Genomic DNA, 17,148 nt, shown 5'->3' with positions numbered 1-17,148 from the left:
ATTTGATATCATTCATAATATAATATTGTGTAATTAATTTTATTGGAGGCTTTAAATTATATAATTATATAATTTAAAAATGTTATAACTGCCTTACAAAACAAATATTGTATTCAAAATGAGGTGAAAATATATGTCTTACTCAAATAGAGAATTGCTCGCACGTATCGTAAAGTGTGAAGCTGGTGGAGAAGGCGAAATCGGTATGAAGGCAGTTGCAACTGTTATCATGAATAGGGTAAGAGTCCCTTACGGTGAATATCACCGGGTAGGTCAGGGAGATATCAGAAAAGTAATTTATCAAAAAGGTCAATTTGATTGTATGAGATCAATATTGGGTGGTGTTGCTAACCCACAAACAATATGGGCAAATCCACCCGATCAAATTCACTATGATATAGCAGATTGGGCATTAGCTGGTAATAGATTATATAATATTGGTTATTCTTTATGGTACTTCAATCCATTTGCACCTGACTGCCCATATACATTTCCACCAAATGGTTCTGGTAGTTTTCAAGTTAGTGTTGGACAACATTGCTTTTATAACCCTACTGAACTCTATGCTAAAACTTAATTTTTTGATCAATATTCAAAGTGGAGGTAATTGGATGTTTCCTGATTTTAATTCATATTGCACGAACTGTTTCTATAGAACCGTACCGCCTAACTTTCCGGGTTCAAATATGTTCCCATACGACCAAATGACTAATACTTCAAAAACTAGCGATACTCAGGGTGCAGAACATTCTACTAGTACTAACACACAAATAGACCCACCTTCTAGAGTGGCGGCGACAACACAATCTCAAAATCAGACATCTGATTTTGCAGAAGCCCCTGGTGCTCCTACAAATCTAGGGACTGAATATACTCAGGGATATTTAAAAACTAAAATAGGCAAGAGAGTTAGGATGACATTTTTACTTGGTACAAATAATCTACAGGATCGTACAGGTATACTTACAGACGTCGGCATAAGTTATGTTATTTTAAAGGAAGAAAGTACTGGAGAGCTGACTCTTGGAGATATATACTCTATAAAATTCGTAAATATATTTCCTTAATAGTACACATTAAATTAGAGCTAACTTATCTATAGGTTAGCTCTAATTCTTTAAAAGTTTTAAATATAATCATTAAATTTTGAATTTAGATATTTTATGTTCAAGTTCAGTTACAATCTTCTTTAATTCATCAGATAACTTTGTAACATTCTCTGATGATGCATACATCTCTTCGGAGGATGCAGCTATTTCTTCAGAAGATGCTGAGGTTTCTTCTGAAACCGTAGTTACAGATTCAATTTTACCTGCAATTATATTCTTCGATTCATTAGTTGATTTTATAGATTTATATGCCTCATCTACTAAAGGTCCAAGCTTTTCTATAAATAATGACATTTCTTCAAATGAGGAAATGGTACTATCTACTATGCCTGATTGACTTTGAACCACATCTTTCACCTTATCTGAAGTAGAAATTACATCCCTACTTTCAACACTTATAGATTGAATCAACCCTTGTATCTCAGATGTTGATTGCTGTGATTGCTCTGCCAAGTTTCTAACTTCCTCAGCTACAACAGAAAATCCTCTTCCAGCTTCTCCTGCCCTTGACGCTTCTATAGCAGCATTCAATGCCAATAAGTTTGTCTGTTCCGATATATCGTTTATAACTTTTGTAATATTTCCAACCCTGGAAACACTTGAATCCAGACTGTTTATTTTCCTTGATGCCTCTTCAAATGAATTTTTAACATCTTTTATTGACTTTAAAAGCAGCTTCATATTATTCTTTCCATTATCAGATTTATCCTTTGACGATTTAGATGTCTTTTCAATATAAGAAAATTTGTCAAATATACTTTGAATTTCTTGGTCAAGTTTGTCCATGCTTCCTGATACAGAAATAAGATCTTCAGATTGTTTTGTTGTACCTTTAGCAACCCCTTGTACAGAATCAGCGACCTCATTTGCAGCACTTGTCATATGGGAAGCATTTGTATTCAAATTGTCTGACATGGATTGAACCTTATTAGAAATTTCCCTTATTGAGCCTATTGTATTCTTTAAACTATCACTCATGTTTTTAAAACTACGTGCCAAAATACCAATTTCATCTGTGTTATTTATGTTTATATCATTATTCAGATCACCGTCTTCTATTTTTTTAGCTGCAGCCACGAGTGAATTCAAAGGTAATGTTATACTTCTCGACACTTTAATTAATATAAATGCTGCCAGCAAGAATGCTATAAGTGCCAAAATAATCACAATGCCCATAATTTCAAACAACGTCTTATTTGCATTCTGAAGAGACATACCTATATCAAATGCTCCTACATTTTTACCATTCTGAACAACAGGAACTATTATGTTATAAACTGACGTTTTATCTTTATATTTATATTCAGACGTATAAATTTTTCCATTAGTAATAGCGTCCTTTTCCATTTTATCGTTTACAACAGTTCCAACTTGACTCTTCTCACTATGAGCGGTTACTTTAAAATCCTCATTTATAAATGAAGCAAATACCACGCTTTTATCCTTAACTAAATTTTCCATCAAATTCTGGATTTCCAAATTTGATGTCAATTTTTGAACCTTATTTGCCAGGATTCCTATTTGAATAATCCCCCCATCATCTTTCTTCAGTGAACCATACTTAAAATAATTACTTGTTTCACGGCTTTTTCTAATATTTTCTATAGATACACTTTTTTGTCCCGTTAAAACTTTATAGGCATCGGTTTTACTATCAAATACCTGATCTAAACTTGCAGGTATATTTGAGTAAATTATCTTTCCCGAAGGGTCAGTCACATTGATTTCATCAACTTGAAATTGTTTTGCCATAAGTGTTAAATAGTCATTATTTATCTTATCTGAATTACTTACAAGAAAACCTCCCAATGTTTCTATTCTAGTATTTATTGAACTATTTAATTCATCAATAGAATTACTATTTCTCTGGATTTCATTTACAACATGATTTGCCATAACAATTCCATCGGTTTTCATCTGAAATAGAATTTTATTTCTAGATATGTATATTGACACACCAGATAAAATAATAATTGCAATTAATATTATAATTATAGGGACCGATAAGATTTTAAATTTTATAGACTTTTGAATACCATCATCATTTTTCATATACTTTCCTCCTCTAAATAAATTGACGTACATTTATGTAAATTTGTACGCGTTTGATACATATAAATATTACAATAAAATCTAAAATAATACAATAAATTATTTAATTGTAAAAAAAATAGAACTTTTAGTTCTTAATATGAACTAAAAGTTCTAAGATAAATTATTTAAATCTTAAATCTGGATATTTTTTGCTCAAGTTCATTTACAACTTTCTTTAAATCACCAGAAAATTTTGCAACATTTTCAGAAGATGCAAACATTTCTTCCGATGATGCTGCTATTTCTTCAGAAGATGCAGATGTCTCCTCGGACACTGCGGTTACTGATTCAATTTTCCCGGAAATACTATCTTTTGATTCATTAGTAACTTTTATAGATCTATATGCATCATCAACAAGTGGCTTTATTTTATCTATAGACTCTGACATTTCATCAAATGATTTCATTGTGCTATCCACTATTGAAGACTGATCTTGAACTACACCTTTAACTTTACTTGAAGTTGAGATTACATTTTTTGTTTCATTACTTATAGATTGAATAAGTTCCTGTATCTCAGCTGTTGATTGCTGGGATTGCTCTGCTAAAGTTCTAACTTCTTCAGCTACAACTGAAAAACCTCTTCCGGCTTCTCCTGCTCGTGACGCCTCTATTGCAGCATTTAGCGCCAAAAGATTGGTTTGTTCTGATATATCATTTATTACCTCAGTAATACCTCCAACTTTAGAAACACTTTTATCAAGATTATTTATTTTCTTAACTACTTCCTCAAATGAATCCTTTACATCAGTAATTGATTTCAAAAGTATATTTATTTCTTTTTTGCCATTGTCCGCCTTATCTTTTGTAATATTAGATGTTTCTTCCACATGAGAAAGCTTATCAAATATATTTTGAATTTCTTCTCCCAGTCTCTCCATGCTTTCTGATATAGAAACCAAATCCTCAGATTGCTTTGTAGTTCCCTCCGCAACTTCCTGGACAGCTCCTGAAACTTCATTTGCAGCACTTGTCATATGTTCCGCATTAGTATTCAAATCATTTGACATAACTTGGACCTTTTCAGAGTTTTCTTTTATAGAAGCTATGGTATCCTTTAAGCCATTACCCATGTTCTTAAAGCTGCGTGCTAAAACACCAATTTCATCTTCGCTTTTTATGTCTATTTCATTATTTAAATCTCCATCCTCTATTTTTTTGGCAAAAATAACTAATTCATCTAAAGGAGAAGTTATGCTCTTTGATACCTTGGTAAGCATAAATACAGCTATAAGAAATGCTGCAAGAGCTAAAACAATAATAAGTATTGTAATCATACGTACTGTTTTATTTACATTCTCCATAGACATGCCAAGATCAACTGCACCTATAGTTTTACCATTTTTAGAGACAGGAACCAAAACATCATATACTGGTATCTTATTTTCATATTTATATTGAGAAGAATACGTCTTTCCGTGAGCAGCCGCAGTTTTACTGCCAATATCATTTACAGTGATGCCTACTCTAGTTTTATCACTATGAGCCTTTATTTTTAAATCACTGCCTATAAATGCTGCATATACAACACTCTTATCCTTAACCAAAGATTGCATAAAATTTTGCATTTCTAGATTAGATGTCAACTTTTGGACAGCATTTGCTAAAATTCCTATCTGAACTATACCTCCATTATCCAGGCGCATACTTCCATACTTATAATAATCATTTGATAGTGTACTTTTTCTTATATCCTCCATAGAGAAATTCTTTTCTCCCTTCAGAACCCTATATGCATCCGTTTTACTATCGTACACATAACCCACATTTGTTGGCAAATTTGTATATATAGTTTTTCCAGATGGATCAGCAATATTTATTTCATTAACTTCAAACTGTTTAGAAAGTAAAGTCAAATAATCATCATTTGCCTTGTCCATATTAGCATTTAAAAAGCTACTTAAAGTCTTTACTCTAGTATCTATAGATCCATTTAATTCATCTATAGAACTATTATTTCTCTCTATTTCACTCGAAACATGATCTGCCATCACCAGTCCATCTGTCTCCATCTGCAGCAATATTTTACTTTTCACTTCATATATAGACATACACGCTATTAGGGCTACTACAACAAAAATTATAATTATCGGTATTCTTAAGATCTTAAATTTCACAGACTTCTTTAATATTGCATTGTTTCTCATATAAATTCCTCCTTAAGTAACTCATATTAAAATATTACAATTCAATTATCGTAGATAATACCATATTTATTAATATATCTTTAAGATTAACCTTTTTAGTTATAATAATCATATAAAATATCAACTTATTGCTATTTAACACAAATACCGACAAAAAAAGAAGAACTGCTGATATTATTCAGCAGTTCTTTTAATAAATTTTATAACTTCAAAATTTAATTATCATCTCTTAATATATTTATATTTTTACCCTCCATAACTTTATTCATATTCCTAACAGCGCACATTTTTCCACACATTGTACAAGTTTTTTCGTCTTCCGGTCTAGAGCTCTCTCTATACATTCTAGCCTTATCTGGATCTATTGCAAATTCAAACATTTTATTCCAGTCAAGTTCTCTTCTTGCTTTAGCCATACTATTATCTATATCTCTAGCTCCATTGACACCTTTTGCAATATCTGCTGCATGTGCTGCTATTTTAGTTGCTATAATGCCTTCCTTCATGTCATCTAAATCTGGTAGTCTTAAATGCTCTGCCGGTGTTACATAACATAAAAAATCAGCCCCGTAGGTTGCTGCAATTGCTCCGCCAATTGCACTAGTTATATGATCGTAGCCTGGTGCTATATCAGTCACAATAGGTCCTAGAACATAAAATGGTGCATCATGACATAACTTTTTTTCCATCATCATATTAGCTTCTATTTCATTTAAAGCCATATGCCCTGGTCCTTCTATCATTACCTGTACATTTCTTTTCCAGGCTCTCTTCGCAAGTTCTCCCAGTGTCATAAGTTCTTTAATTTGACTTGCATCCGTTGAATCATTCAAACATCCAGGTCTGCATGCATCTCCAAGACTTATTGTAACATCGTACTTTTCACATATATCAAGAACCTTATCAAAATATTCATAAAATGGATTTTCTTTATTATTTAGTTTCATCCATGCATAAAGAAGACTTCCTCCTCTGGATACAAAATTCATGAGTCTTGGATTTCTATTAAATACTTCTGCTGTTTCTCTATTTATACCTGCATGTATAGTCATAAAATCAACACCATCTTTTGCATGCGTCTCTATAACTCCCAAAAGTTCCTCAGCTGATATATCCTTTAATTCCTTATCATAAAAACCAACAGCATCATACATAGGTACAGTGCCTATCATAGCTGGTGACATACCTATAAGCCTTGTCCTAAATTCTTTGGTTTTTCCAAAACAGCTTAAATCCATTATAGCCTCTGCCTTCATATCTATTGCTTTTTTCACCTTATCAAGTTCTAAATCAATATTACAGCAATCTTTTGAAATACCTAAGTTTACATTTATTTTTGTTTTTAATCTCTTTCCAACTCCCTCTGCACTTAAATTTTTGTGATTTTTATTAGCTGGAACAACAACCTTTCCCTCTGCAATAAGTTTCATAAGTTCATTAACATCCATATTCTCTTTTTCTGCCACTGTCTTAATTTCATCTGTAATTATCCCTTTTCTTGCTGCATCCATTTGTGTCGTATAATCCATTTTAATACATCTCCTTTTTTGCATAAAAAAATAGAGAAACATGTAATGCTTCCCTATCTAAACTTTTTATACAACTCTATATTTAAAGTTATGTAAAGTTTTTCCTACGTTGGCATTACCCAAATCAGGTAGTACGGGTCTAAGATTCTATCTCACTCTCAGCCTATAATACAGGCTCCCCAAAACAATACTATTATTTAACTAATTAATATCACATATTCATGTATATGTCAATAATCATCAGACTTAAATTCTTTAATTATTCTCTTTTATAATATTTTTACTCGATAATTTATAGGAATAGTTGACAAATGCTATCTTTTTAATTGACATCACTAAAGTCAGCATAATAACGGATGACAATGCAATCAAACCTCCTGGCGCACAGCCAATATAATATGAAGAAAATAGACCTATTAAAACATCCACAACACTAAATAGTATTGAAGATACAAGAGTAATTTTAAATCCTCTTTTAAGTTGCAGTGCAGTTGCTACTGGCAGTGCAATCATTGAACTCAAAACAAGAACTCCAACTATTCTTATTGAAACAGAAACTGTAGCAGCAACCAATATTAAAAATATATAATTTACAAGTTTAACCCTGATTCCAGATATTGTTGCTGCTTCTTCATCAAAAGCAATGAAGACAAGTTGATTATACAGGAAAAACATCAATATATATGATATTATACTAAGTATTAAAACCGTATATAAATCTTCCTTAGTTACTGTAAGGATACTTCCAAATATAAATGAATCAACATTTGTATGAAGTTCTCCAGAACTCATTATCGTAATTGCAATTCCTACACCTAATGACATCACTATGACAAGTATAAGTTCTGCATACTTTTTAAAATAATTCCTCAAAAATTCAATTAAAACTCCACATATTGAAGTAAACAAAAATGCAACAGCAATAGGATTTTTTTGTGCCAAAAGTCCTACCGCAACTCCAGCAAGTGAAGTATGCGAAAGAGTATCTCCTATCATGGAATATCTTCTAAGCACTAAAAATATACCTATACAGGGGCATAAAATAGAAATTAGGATTGCTATTGCAAAAGCATTTCGCATGAATGTATAATCAAACATAAAATTTATTACCTCCATTGGCTTCCACGTATTCATTAATGTACGTTTCTGGTTTGCACATATGTCCATTACCATTTGCAATGTGATATATAAGAGATGAATTTGAAATCGCTGCCTTAAGGTTGTGTTCTATTGATATGACCGTTATACCTGTATCTCTGTTTAAACTTTTAATCAATGAATAAATCTCTCTTTGGCTTTTTATATCAACACCAGTAGACGGCTCATCTAAAATAAGCAAATGAGGATTTCCCATTAATGCTCTTGCTATAAATACTTTTTGACATTGTCCTCCTGATAAATTGCCTATTAATGAATTTTTAAATTTTAACATACTCACTCTATCCAGGCTCTTTTCAACTATTTTTTTATCCTTTATTTTTAATATTTTTCTATAACAATCAAGCATTTCATAAACTGTAATTGGAAAATCAGAGTTTAAAAAATCAGATTTTTGTGCTACATATCCGACATTCTTAGCATCATTAACTATAGTGCCACTTGTAGGCGATAATATATTAAGTATTAATTTTATCAATGTTGATTTTCCACAACCATTTTCGCCCAATATAGAAACATATTCTCCATCTTTTATAGTAAGATTAATATTATTTAATATATATGGCGCAAGATTATTATAAGAAAAATATAAATTATTGATCTTAAGCATGTATATGTCCTCCTATTATTTATTGACAAATTCAATTCACATAATATATTATATATGTAAATGCAAATGATTTGCAACATAAATTTTTAGGAGTGATAATATGTTGAAGACAAAAAAAGTGCTTGCCATATTTATAACTGCAACTATAATATTATTTTTTACTGGATGTGGTAATAATATACATAAAGATACTGTAAAGAATTCAAATTCAAAAATAAGAGTTGTAGTTACATTTAACGCTCTTCGTGAATTTGCCTATGCTATTGGTAAAGATAAAATAGATATAGAAACCTTAGTACCAGAAGGAACAGAACCTCATGATTTTGAACCCAAAGTAAAGGATATGAGAAATATAAGTGATTCAAAAGTCTTCATATATAATGGTTTTGGAATGGAAAACTGGGTAGATAAAACCCTTGAATCAATAGACAATAAAAATTTGATTGTTACCAATGCCTCAAAAGGAATAACTCCTATAAAAAATGGTGATTCTAATGAAATAAAGGAGCATGGTCAATATGATCCTCATATATGGCTTAGTCTAAAAAACGCTAAAATTGAATCAAAAAATATAAGAGATGCACTTGTTAAGGCAGATCCCTTAAATAAATCTTACTATGAGAAAAATTTCAATGATTTTTCTAAGAAAATAGATGCACTATATAATTCTTACAATGAGAAATTAAAATCAGTTCCAAATAAAAGTTTTGTTACAGGGCATGCTGCATTTGCATATCTCTGCAGAGATTACGGATTAGAACAAAGAAGTATAGAAGATGTATTTGCATCTGAAGAGCCAAGTGCAAAACAACTAAAGTTACTTACTGATTACTGCAGAAAAAATAAAATTAAAACTATATTTGTTGAAGAAATGGTAAGCCCCAAAATATCTGAAACTCTGGCATCAGAAGTCAATGCAAAAGTTAAAAAAATATACACAATTGAAAGCAAAGAGGACAATAAAGATTATTTACAATCTATGGCTTCAAATTTAGATTTAATTTACAACAGTTTAAAGTAATTGCCGGCAAAAAATTACCGGCAATTACTCAGTTTATATTTATATAGGGTTTGTAATTCTAAGCTTAACTTATGCGTAGACCGGGATTTCTAAAATTTAGGCACATTAAAAAATTTTGTAGTAAGTGTTAGTGAAGCGTTCTTAAAAATCTTAGTGGATTTTATATGTTTGAGCCTGCGAGTTTATAAAATCTGCTTAGATTTTTATGAACGCAAGCTTACACTTACTAGAAATTTTTTACGTGACGTATTTTGGAAATCCCGGCCGGAGCATAAGTTAAGCTTTCAGTTATAAACCCTATAAATTTCTAAATCGACATATTAATTTACTTTAATGAAAAGTACCTCCACAAAGTTAATCCCTGGTTATTGGAAATCCTCCTTTAAAATATTCTTTCGGATATAATAAATCCTTTATTTTTTCTCTGCTGCACTTTCCATTCTCCATAAATATATTTGGTATTCCCTCCAAGGATACACGTACATTTTCTATATCAAATATATCACAGACATTTTCTATACACTCAGATACTTCTTTATTTGTACTGCACTTTAGATAATCTGATATCTTATCTCCGGTAATCCATCCACATTCTGAATAGTCTTTATCATAATTTAGAACAGTACATTTTAATCTTCTCTTATCATTTCCAGCTATAGACGACATAAAAAAAGTTTTCACCATTATATCATCTATCGGAAGACTATACCCTGCAAATACTATATGTTTTGCATTTTTCATCAAAAGGCCAACTTCTGTTTTAACCTCCTCAAGTGGTGCAATACTTTGCTTTTTAGCCATTGTTTGCATTATAAGCGGCATATCAGACGGATATGTTATTTGTCCACAATAAGGACATTCTATTGCCCCATGTCTGCTTTTCAATTCCTTCTCGCTTCTATATTTCCAGTTTTTCTGCAATTCATCTACTATAGATGGTCCAAAAACTTCAGTAGATAACCTACACCAACTTCCACCAAAAGTAGTTATATATTTACCACATTCCGGGCATACTCTTGAATCAAAAATTCCATGTGGAAATAATATCTTCCCAATACGTATAATTCTAGATGGATATTCATAATCATTTATTCTTTTACATTGAGGTTCTCCAACAGTATACCATATCTCATTATTAATACTGTCTATTTTCTTTCCAGCTATCTGTGTACCAAAATCATCAAATAATCTTAATTTTAATCCACAATTCAAAAATACCGACTTATCATTAAATTCTTTATGTGCATTAAAAATATTCCACATTATTATTGGATCCCAATTAAAAGATATAATTGCATATGAATATAAATAAAACCTTCTGCTTGTTCTTACATATCCTCTCTTATCAAATTCAAATGCCTCTTCTTTCATAAGGTCTGTAAGTGTCCTTGAAAATTCATAATATGGTGTAAGTTCATCTTTATTCATATATCCAGGCTCAAACTGTATACTTAATCTTTCTAATTCCTCAATAAGTAAAATAAGACATCTTTTGGCTCCTTCTACTCTTTCTCTTCTTAAAAAATAAGTTTTTCCAGATATAAATGCATTAAATCCCATTTTATTGCCAATCAATTGATCAAGCATTGTAAAAAGCTCATGCATATTTACCTTTGTATTTGTTCCTATTATAAGCTGAAGGGCTTCTAAATCATATATCTTACACAGTATGGGGTCTTTTACTAAATCCTCGGTGACCAACTTCTTGAAAGCATATCTCAATTTTTCATTTTTACCCTCCAAAAATGAAAAATCATTTTTATTTATTTTTACTACAATCTGTATTAATTCTCTAGTTGCATAAAGTCCAAGGGATTTAGTAGCCCCAGCTCCCCAAAGTATAACCGTTTCCGGCCAATATTTTTCAGACATAAAAATCACCTGTATCTTTTATCCAATTTTATTTTCTGTGTTTATCAACATATTTCCTAAAATTCCATCTAGTAAAAAATTCTTCAGCAGTCTTATAACCAGCTTCAAATAATTTCATGCTTTTCTCTTTACTTATATTGAAGTCAGTAGTTTTAACATTCAAAGTTGGTATTGATATAGTTCTAATCATATCTTTATCAGATATATACTTTTCATCATAAGTTTCTATTATACACTCAGCCAAATCTAATACGTATGAAATGAAATTGTCATCTCTATTACTATAACCTTTTTCAGATTTTTCAAACTTAAGCCCAAATGTCGGCCATCTTGGAACCCCTTCTACGTCAAATATCCAAACTGGAAAGTTACTGAGTATACCACCATCAACAATATAATTATTCACACCATTATACTTTATATAAACTGGCCTAAAATAAAATGGTATACCTACACTCATTCTGACAGCAGTTGAAATTTTAAATTCCATAGGATCTATTCCATAATCTTTTATATCATCTGGAAGTATAAGAAGTTTCTTTTGGGTAACATCTGCTGCTATTATTTTTAAATTCGATTCTCCATTTAAACTCACATCCTTAAACTTAGTCTTATGTTTAGTTTCTAAAAGTTCCTCCACAAAATTTTCTATATAATCACCTGAGTACAGACCCTTTCTTAATATTATATTAAGTATTCTAAATGGAAGAGACAAATACCTGCCTTTACCAATAAATTTAGTATAATCTATATTCATCATTATGTTCTTCAAGTCCTTACCATTATACCCTGCAGCTATTAGCGATGCTATTATTGCCCCCGCAGAACTACCCGCAACTTTTCCCCATTTGTAACCATTTTGCTCAAGTGCACAAACAGCACCAACAAAACCTATGGCCTTAACACCACCGCCTTCAAATATAATATCAGCTTTCAATTTAAATAACCCCTCAAAAAAATGCATCCACTATATCTTATTATTTTATTTCAAATTTGTGCATCAAATTACATACCATAATAAAAGTAAATTCAAACTATTTTCTAATCAATATAGGGTTTATAACATACGTGTAAAGCTAATACAATTAATTCCAATCTGCAGGAGGAATGTAATAATCCATTAACCTTTCCTCTGTAGATTTACGTTTTCTCTTTTCTCATTTGCAACTTTTACCGAGTTTCACTAGAATATCATATAATAACCCTGCCGATTTTACATTATTTATATTAGCATAGCTTTTCCAGCACTTAAATAACAGCTCTATCTGCCATCTTAATCTATAAATATCAAACAGCATGTCTGCACTTGCTTGATACCTATCTACATTTGTTATCATAATTACCCAACTCATAAGCTAAGCTCCCTATCTATCTTTTTTAATGTTCTAACCATTTTATCTTCGATAATATGCTTTAAAACAGCTTTTAAAAACTTTGCTCCCACTGGAAGCCTGTTTTCTAAACCCTGTCTTGATAGAGTTAAACCAGTAGATATGTCTTCACAAAAATCTGATATAGTTCTTAATGATGGGGCCGGAAGGCTGTATATCCCGAATGTAAATGCCTTAAAAAATGTGAATCCATCTAATTTACTAAACCTTTTAGTGAATTTAGTATCTACTGCTATTTTATTTATATTTTTCCTTAAAATATCACTAATAATTTTTTCTAATTTGTGCATACTACCTACTGTATTGTTTTTCATAAAGATCACCCCTTGTTTTTTTATTTACCTTTAGGAGTGACCTTTTTTATTTATTTTATAACTGTAAATTTAATTACCTGGTGCTAAATTTTGGCTTAACTTTACGCTCATGGGGTTTGTAATTCCAGGATTAAGTTATACGTAAGTTGACATTTCCAAAATGTAGGCACATTAAAAAATTTTTTAGTAGGTCTTAGTGAAGTATTTTTGAAAATCTTAGTGGATTTTATATGTTTGAGCCTGCGAGTTTATAAAATCTGCTTAGATTTTTATAAATACGAACTTAGACTTACTAGAAATTTTTTAGGTGACGAATTTTGGAAGTGGCAGCTGGAGTATAACTTAATCCTGGAATTACAAACCCTATTAGAATTTACAAGCATAAGTTAAGCCTAGAATTACAAACCCTATGAAAATTGTGAAATCGAAAGTTGTTAAATAATAAAAAAAGACATTGTAATAGCACATGTCTTTTTTTATATTATTATACTAGTTTTCTGACTTTTAAACCTCTAGCATTCAATAAATAATTCATCTTAAGTTTAAGCTGCTGCCTTTCTTTTTATAGCAATATTTACAGCATTAAATAATATCACCCCAGCTATAGTATTTATAATTGCTCCCGGAACAACTACTGATAAAAATAATGCTTTAAAACTTGTTGGAAGTCCAACTATCACAAAAGCAACACTTAAAAATGTAGTTCCACTTATAAAAGTTCCAATAGCTGTAGTAAATACAATCTTTATCTGGTTATTAACCCTCTGCCTAAAAGGTTTTAATACTAAAAACATTATATTCACAGTTACAATTTTATCTATAACATTAGGTATTTGTCCTCCAGGAAAACCAGTAGTTGCTGCTGCTAATATTCCTGCTATAAGTCCTGAACATACACATGATTTGTAATCATCATTCAATATCATTATAATAAACAACATAGCCAAAGAAAAATCAGGTTTCATTCCAAGAATCAATGGTGGTGTCAATTGGTGTAATATTGCTCCTATTGCCAGAAGCAGTGAATTTATAATCATCTTTTTTACATTCATAATTAATAATCTCCTCTCGATATAAAACATCTAATAATTTTAGATTAATTCATCATTTATATAAAAAGCCGGCTTCCATCTATCAAATTAAAAAATAAAAAAACTCCGTCCTAATAATATTATTAGGACGGAGATACACTTCCGCGGTACCACCTAAATTACGTAAAAACGCCTCTTATTTAAGATACTAACATATCCTAGCCATTATATCGTATGGCAAACGGTAACCACTACTCTTCTAAACGAATTTCGATTTACTTCTCAGAGGTCCATTCACTAATAAGCTCAAATATTGAGATCACACCATCCTCAACTCTCTTCGACTAAACTAAATTAGTTACTCTTCCTCATCAACGATTTTATATATTGTATGTATAATATCACCAATAATTATACTTGTCAACAGTCGAAATGAGATTGCATAAATTTATTTTAAAAACTCCAAACTAATCTTGTTTTTAGGAGGTGAAAATTTATATGCAGAAAAAAAGATTAGATAATCAAGATGATAAAACTAAGGCAATGTTAAATCATAGTAATGAGAGTAGAAATTCTGAAACAGGATATTTAAATCGTGGTAATCCCGCGAGTATAAATGCTAAAGCAAGAGCTATAAGAAATAATAGCAACCGCTAAGGTATTTAAAAAAGAGACAATTAGCACTGAATAGTATTCAATACTAATATGTCTCTTCAAGTTTTTAAATTTATATCATAGAATTCTTAACAAGTAATTTATAGCAGTAATTAATTATTTCACTTCTCTTAATTATCCCTATAAATATATCATTATCATCTACAACTGGTACAAAATTCTGATTTACTGCCAAAGATATAAGATTTTCTATATCCTCGTCAATATGAACAGGCTTATTCCTTACTTTTTTAATTATATCTCTAATGATTATTTTGCTCGTATCCTTAAAATTAAATTCTTGCGTATCTTTTATTTTCCAGAGTAAATCACCTTCTGTTAAAGTGCCTTCATACTTACCCTTATCATCTATAATTGGAATAGCCGTATAACCACTACGTTCCATCTTTTCAATGGCTTGTCTCATGGTTCCACTTATACAGGCATGCACAACATCCTTCTTTGGTGTTAGAAAAAAAGCTATGTTCATGACTCCCTCCTTTTTATTAATAAGTTATATTAGTATATTCTTTAAAACTTTAGTCAGTTTTATCAGAATACTCTCTTTCAACATACTGCATCTTCTTAAGCATATCCTCTATTCTTATAATTTCTTCTTCTGATATTTCAGTATCTCCTCTATATATAGATTCAAGTGATATTTTAAGTCCCGTAATAATACTTCTAATTTCTTCTATACTAAAAAGCATTAACAAATCCTCATTCATAATTGTTACAGCTCCTTTCATAAAAAATATTCTATACGGATATATTTAGTTACATATACAATACCTCATATTACAGAAAATGACAAGTGAGTTACAAAAACATCCACTTGCCATCCACTTTACTCAACATAAGTTCTGTATACAATTAAAAATTTGCTATAAAATCACAATAGTTTTCTAACATATCTTTAGTATAAACTTTTTTGCCCATAAGTCTATATATTATATCAGCCTTTTTATAGCCTTCTTTATATAATTTATATTCCCTAAGCAGTCTCTTTAGCATACCTTTATTTATTTTAAGCAGTGTAACTAGTTCATCTATAGTATAAAATTCTTTAACCAATATTTTTTCTAATTTTTCTTGAAGTTCCAGTTTATATTTTAAATCAAGCTGTCTGTTCTTATGAGGACCATTTTTTCCCCTGTGATGTTCAGGACATAGATACTTAAAATTAATTGGAAAATCAACTCCACCTTGACTTCTATAGACTATATGATGTTTGTCGGCTTCTTTGCCGCAGACTTCACACTTAAACAATTTTTCCCCTCCCACTATAAAAATCAATTCTATACTTTTATTATATCATAGCTTTAAGAATATTCCACAAGTAAAATTAACATATAGTGCTTCACATATTTTCCATTATAGAATTTCTGATTATATCTGATAAATCACGTCTCTCATCTTTTGAGATTTTCTGGGTATCAATTGGTTTTAATATCTTAACAATTACATCTGCAGGCCTAATCCTCCAGCCATTAGCCTCCAAAACTTTGTATGTTCCATTTATTGCAACCGGGACAACAAGAGAATTTGATTTTAATGCAAGCTTCATACTACCTTTTTTAAATTCAGCAACAGGTTTTCCCTTACTCCTAGTTCCTTCAGGGAAAATACACATATTATAGCCATTCCTTAAATTTTCTACGCCCTTATTTATTGATTTTACAGATTCTCTTATATTTGTTCTATCTATAAACACACAATGAATTTCCTTCATCCACCCACTTATTATTTTTACTTTAAGTAGTTCTTTTTTCGCTATAAATCCAATAGGTCTATTAACTGCAGTAATCAATACTGGTATATCAAGTAATCCTTGATGGTTTGATACAAACAGACAGCTTGTATCTGGTAAATTCTCTATTCCGTCAACATGAAGAGTTATTCCAGCCTCTTTTACTGTGAAATTCGCCCATTTTAGAAGATATTTTCTTGATAAGGCTTCAGCATCTTCTATTCTTCCGATCTTCCTTAAATGATCTATCTTAATTTTTTTGGGTACAGACACTATTATAAAAAATACAAATTTCAAATATAATATAATCGACTTCATACTATCAACTCCCAAATACAATAAAAACAAACTAAAAATATAATTTTTATAATCGTCACATTTTATCTATTTTTATTGCCTTTTATTATCTTTATAAGTAAAATTACTAAAAATACAAATAATATTAAAAATATAGGGGTAGCAGAATAA

16 protein-coding genes, 1 pseudogene, 1 riboswitch and 1 other annotated feature are annotated in these 17,148 nt (G+C 30.5%); of the genes and pseudogenes, 4 read left to right on the top strand and 13 right to left on the bottom strand.

Annotated elements, in window-relative coordinates; genetic code table 11:
• Nucleotides 1–133 precede the first annotated feature (133 nt).
• Nucleotides 134–577, top strand: coding sequence for a cell wall hydrolase (locus D4Z93_RS05130; protein ID WP_119970967.1), 444 nt, complete (start codon nucleotides 134–136; stop codon nucleotides 575–577).
• Between the two features lie 34 nt (nucleotides 578–611).
• Nucleotides 612–1,067: a hypothetical protein gene (locus D4Z93_RS13465; RefSeq protein ID WP_243105984.1), complete on the top strand. Its 456-nt coding sequence runs from the start codon at nucleotides 612–614 to the stop codon at nucleotides 1,065–1,067.
• Nucleotides 1,068–1,139: 72 nt separating this feature from the next.
• Here D4Z93_RS13465 and D4Z93_RS05120 read toward each other — a convergent pair whose 3' ends face one another.
• The 5 genes from D4Z93_RS05120 to D4Z93_RS05100 form a co-directional block, all read right to left on the bottom strand.
• Entirely contained in the window at nucleotides 1,140–3,161 is a 2,022-nt protein-coding gene (locus D4Z93_RS05120) for a methyl-accepting chemotaxis protein (protein ID WP_119970966.1), read from the bottom strand.
• A gap of 167 nt (nucleotides 3,162–3,328) precedes the next feature.
• Nucleotides 3,329–5,350, bottom strand: a complete 2,022-nt coding sequence (locus tag D4Z93_RS05115) for a methyl-accepting chemotaxis protein (protein ID WP_119970964.1) — start codon at nucleotides 5,348–5,350, stop codon at nucleotides 3,329–3,331.
• Between the two features lie 215 nt (nucleotides 5,351–5,565).
• Nucleotides 5,566–6,879 (bottom strand): phosphomethylpyrimidine synthase ThiC, encoded by a 1,314-nt coding sequence (gene thiC, locus D4Z93_RS05110; RefSeq protein WP_119970962.1) that lies wholly within the window; start codon nucleotides 6,877–6,879, stop codon nucleotides 5,566–5,568.
• An 84-nt stretch (nucleotides 6,880–6,963) separates the two neighbouring features.
• A riboswitch (TPP riboswitch) is annotated at nucleotides 6,964–7,071 on the bottom strand.
• Between the two features lie 63 nt (nucleotides 7,072–7,134).
• On the bottom strand, nucleotides 7,135–7,977 hold the full coding sequence (locus D4Z93_RS05105; protein WP_119970960.1) for a metal ABC transporter permease: 843 nt from the start codon (nucleotides 7,975–7,977) through the stop codon (nucleotides 7,135–7,137).
• Nucleotides 7,970–8,647: a metal ABC transporter ATP-binding protein gene (locus D4Z93_RS05100; RefSeq protein ID WP_119970958.1), complete on the bottom strand. Its 678-nt coding sequence runs from the start codon at nucleotides 8,645–8,647 to the stop codon at nucleotides 7,970–7,972. The genes D4Z93_RS05105 and D4Z93_RS05100 overlap by 8 nt, the downstream gene beginning before the upstream one ends.
• 100 nt (nucleotides 8,648–8,747) lie before the next feature.
• Here D4Z93_RS05100 and D4Z93_RS05095 point away from each other — a divergent pair, with 100 nt between their 5' ends.
• Complete coding sequence (locus D4Z93_RS05095) at nucleotides 8,748–9,668, top strand: metal ABC transporter substrate-binding protein (protein ID WP_119970956.1); 921 nt, start codon at nucleotides 8,748–8,750, stop codon at nucleotides 9,666–9,668.
• Nucleotides 9,669–10,022: 354 nt separating this feature from the next.
• Here D4Z93_RS05095 and D4Z93_RS05090 read toward each other — a convergent pair whose 3' ends face one another.
• The 4 genes and pseudogenes from D4Z93_RS05090 to D4Z93_RS05075 form a co-directional block, all read right to left on the bottom strand.
• On the bottom strand, nucleotides 10,023–11,540 hold the full coding sequence (locus D4Z93_RS05090; protein ID WP_119970954.1) for a hypothetical protein: 1,518 nt from the start codon (nucleotides 11,538–11,540) through the stop codon (nucleotides 10,023–10,025).
• A gap of 28 nt (nucleotides 11,541–11,568) precedes the next feature.
• On the bottom strand, nucleotides 11,569–12,477 hold the full coding sequence (locus D4Z93_RS05085) for a patatin-like phospholipase family protein (RefSeq protein WP_119970953.1): 909 nt from the start codon (nucleotides 12,475–12,477) through the stop codon (nucleotides 11,569–11,571).
• 148 nt (nucleotides 12,478–12,625) lie between these two features.
• Nucleotides 12,626–13,251 (bottom strand): annotated as a pseudogene (locus D4Z93_RS13680) (transposase).
• Between the two features lie 536 nt (nucleotides 13,252–13,787).
• Complete coding sequence (locus D4Z93_RS05075; RefSeq protein WP_119970951.1) at nucleotides 13,788–14,297, bottom strand: tryptophan transporter; 510 nt, start codon at nucleotides 14,295–14,297, stop codon at nucleotides 13,788–13,790.
• A 120-nt stretch (nucleotides 14,298–14,417) separates the two neighbouring features.
• Nucleotides 14,418–14,660: a binding site (T-box leader), on the bottom strand.
• Nucleotides 14,661–14,774: 114 nt separating this feature from the next.
• On the opposite strand from D4Z93_RS05075, the gene D4Z93_RS13190 reads away from it, so the two are divergent.
• The gene (locus tag D4Z93_RS13190) at nucleotides 14,775–14,933 is read left to right on the top strand and encodes a hypothetical protein (RefSeq protein ID WP_162920258.1); all 159 of its coding nucleotides are present in this window, start codon (nucleotides 14,775–14,777) and stop codon (nucleotides 14,931–14,933) included.
• A 70-nt stretch (nucleotides 14,934–15,003) separates the two neighbouring features.
• Here the strand turns inward: D4Z93_RS13190 and D4Z93_RS05070 are convergent, their stop codons facing one another.
• From D4Z93_RS05070 to D4Z93_RS05055, 4 genes are all read right to left on the bottom strand, one after another.
• Nucleotides 15,004–15,420 (bottom strand): CBS domain-containing protein, encoded by a 417-nt coding sequence (locus tag D4Z93_RS05070; protein ID WP_119970949.1) that lies wholly within the window; start codon nucleotides 15,418–15,420, stop codon nucleotides 15,004–15,006.
• 49 nt (nucleotides 15,421–15,469) lie between these two features.
• Nucleotides 15,470–15,658 (bottom strand): hypothetical protein, encoded by a 189-nt coding sequence (locus tag D4Z93_RS05065; RefSeq protein WP_119970947.1) that lies wholly within the window; start codon nucleotides 15,656–15,658, stop codon nucleotides 15,470–15,472.
• A 145-nt stretch (nucleotides 15,659–15,803) separates the two neighbouring features.
• On the bottom strand, nucleotides 15,804–16,199 hold the full coding sequence (locus D4Z93_RS05060; protein ID WP_119970946.1) for an HNH endonuclease: 396 nt from the start codon (nucleotides 16,197–16,199) through the stop codon (nucleotides 15,804–15,806).
• A gap of 91 nt (nucleotides 16,200–16,290) precedes the next feature.
• Nucleotides 16,291–16,998: a lysophospholipid acyltransferase family protein gene (locus D4Z93_RS05055; RefSeq protein WP_119970944.1), complete on the bottom strand. Its 708-nt coding sequence runs from the start codon at nucleotides 16,996–16,998 to the stop codon at nucleotides 16,291–16,293.
• Nucleotides 16,999–17,148 lie beyond the last annotated feature (150 nt).

It is taken from the genome of Clostridium fermenticellae, assembly GCF_003600355.1.
In the GTDB taxonomy this organism is placed as follows: Bacteria; Bacillota; Clostridia; order Clostridiales; family Clostridiaceae; genus Clostridium_AV; species Clostridium_AV fermenticellae.
This window is presented reverse-complemented; position numbering and strand designations above follow the sequence as displayed.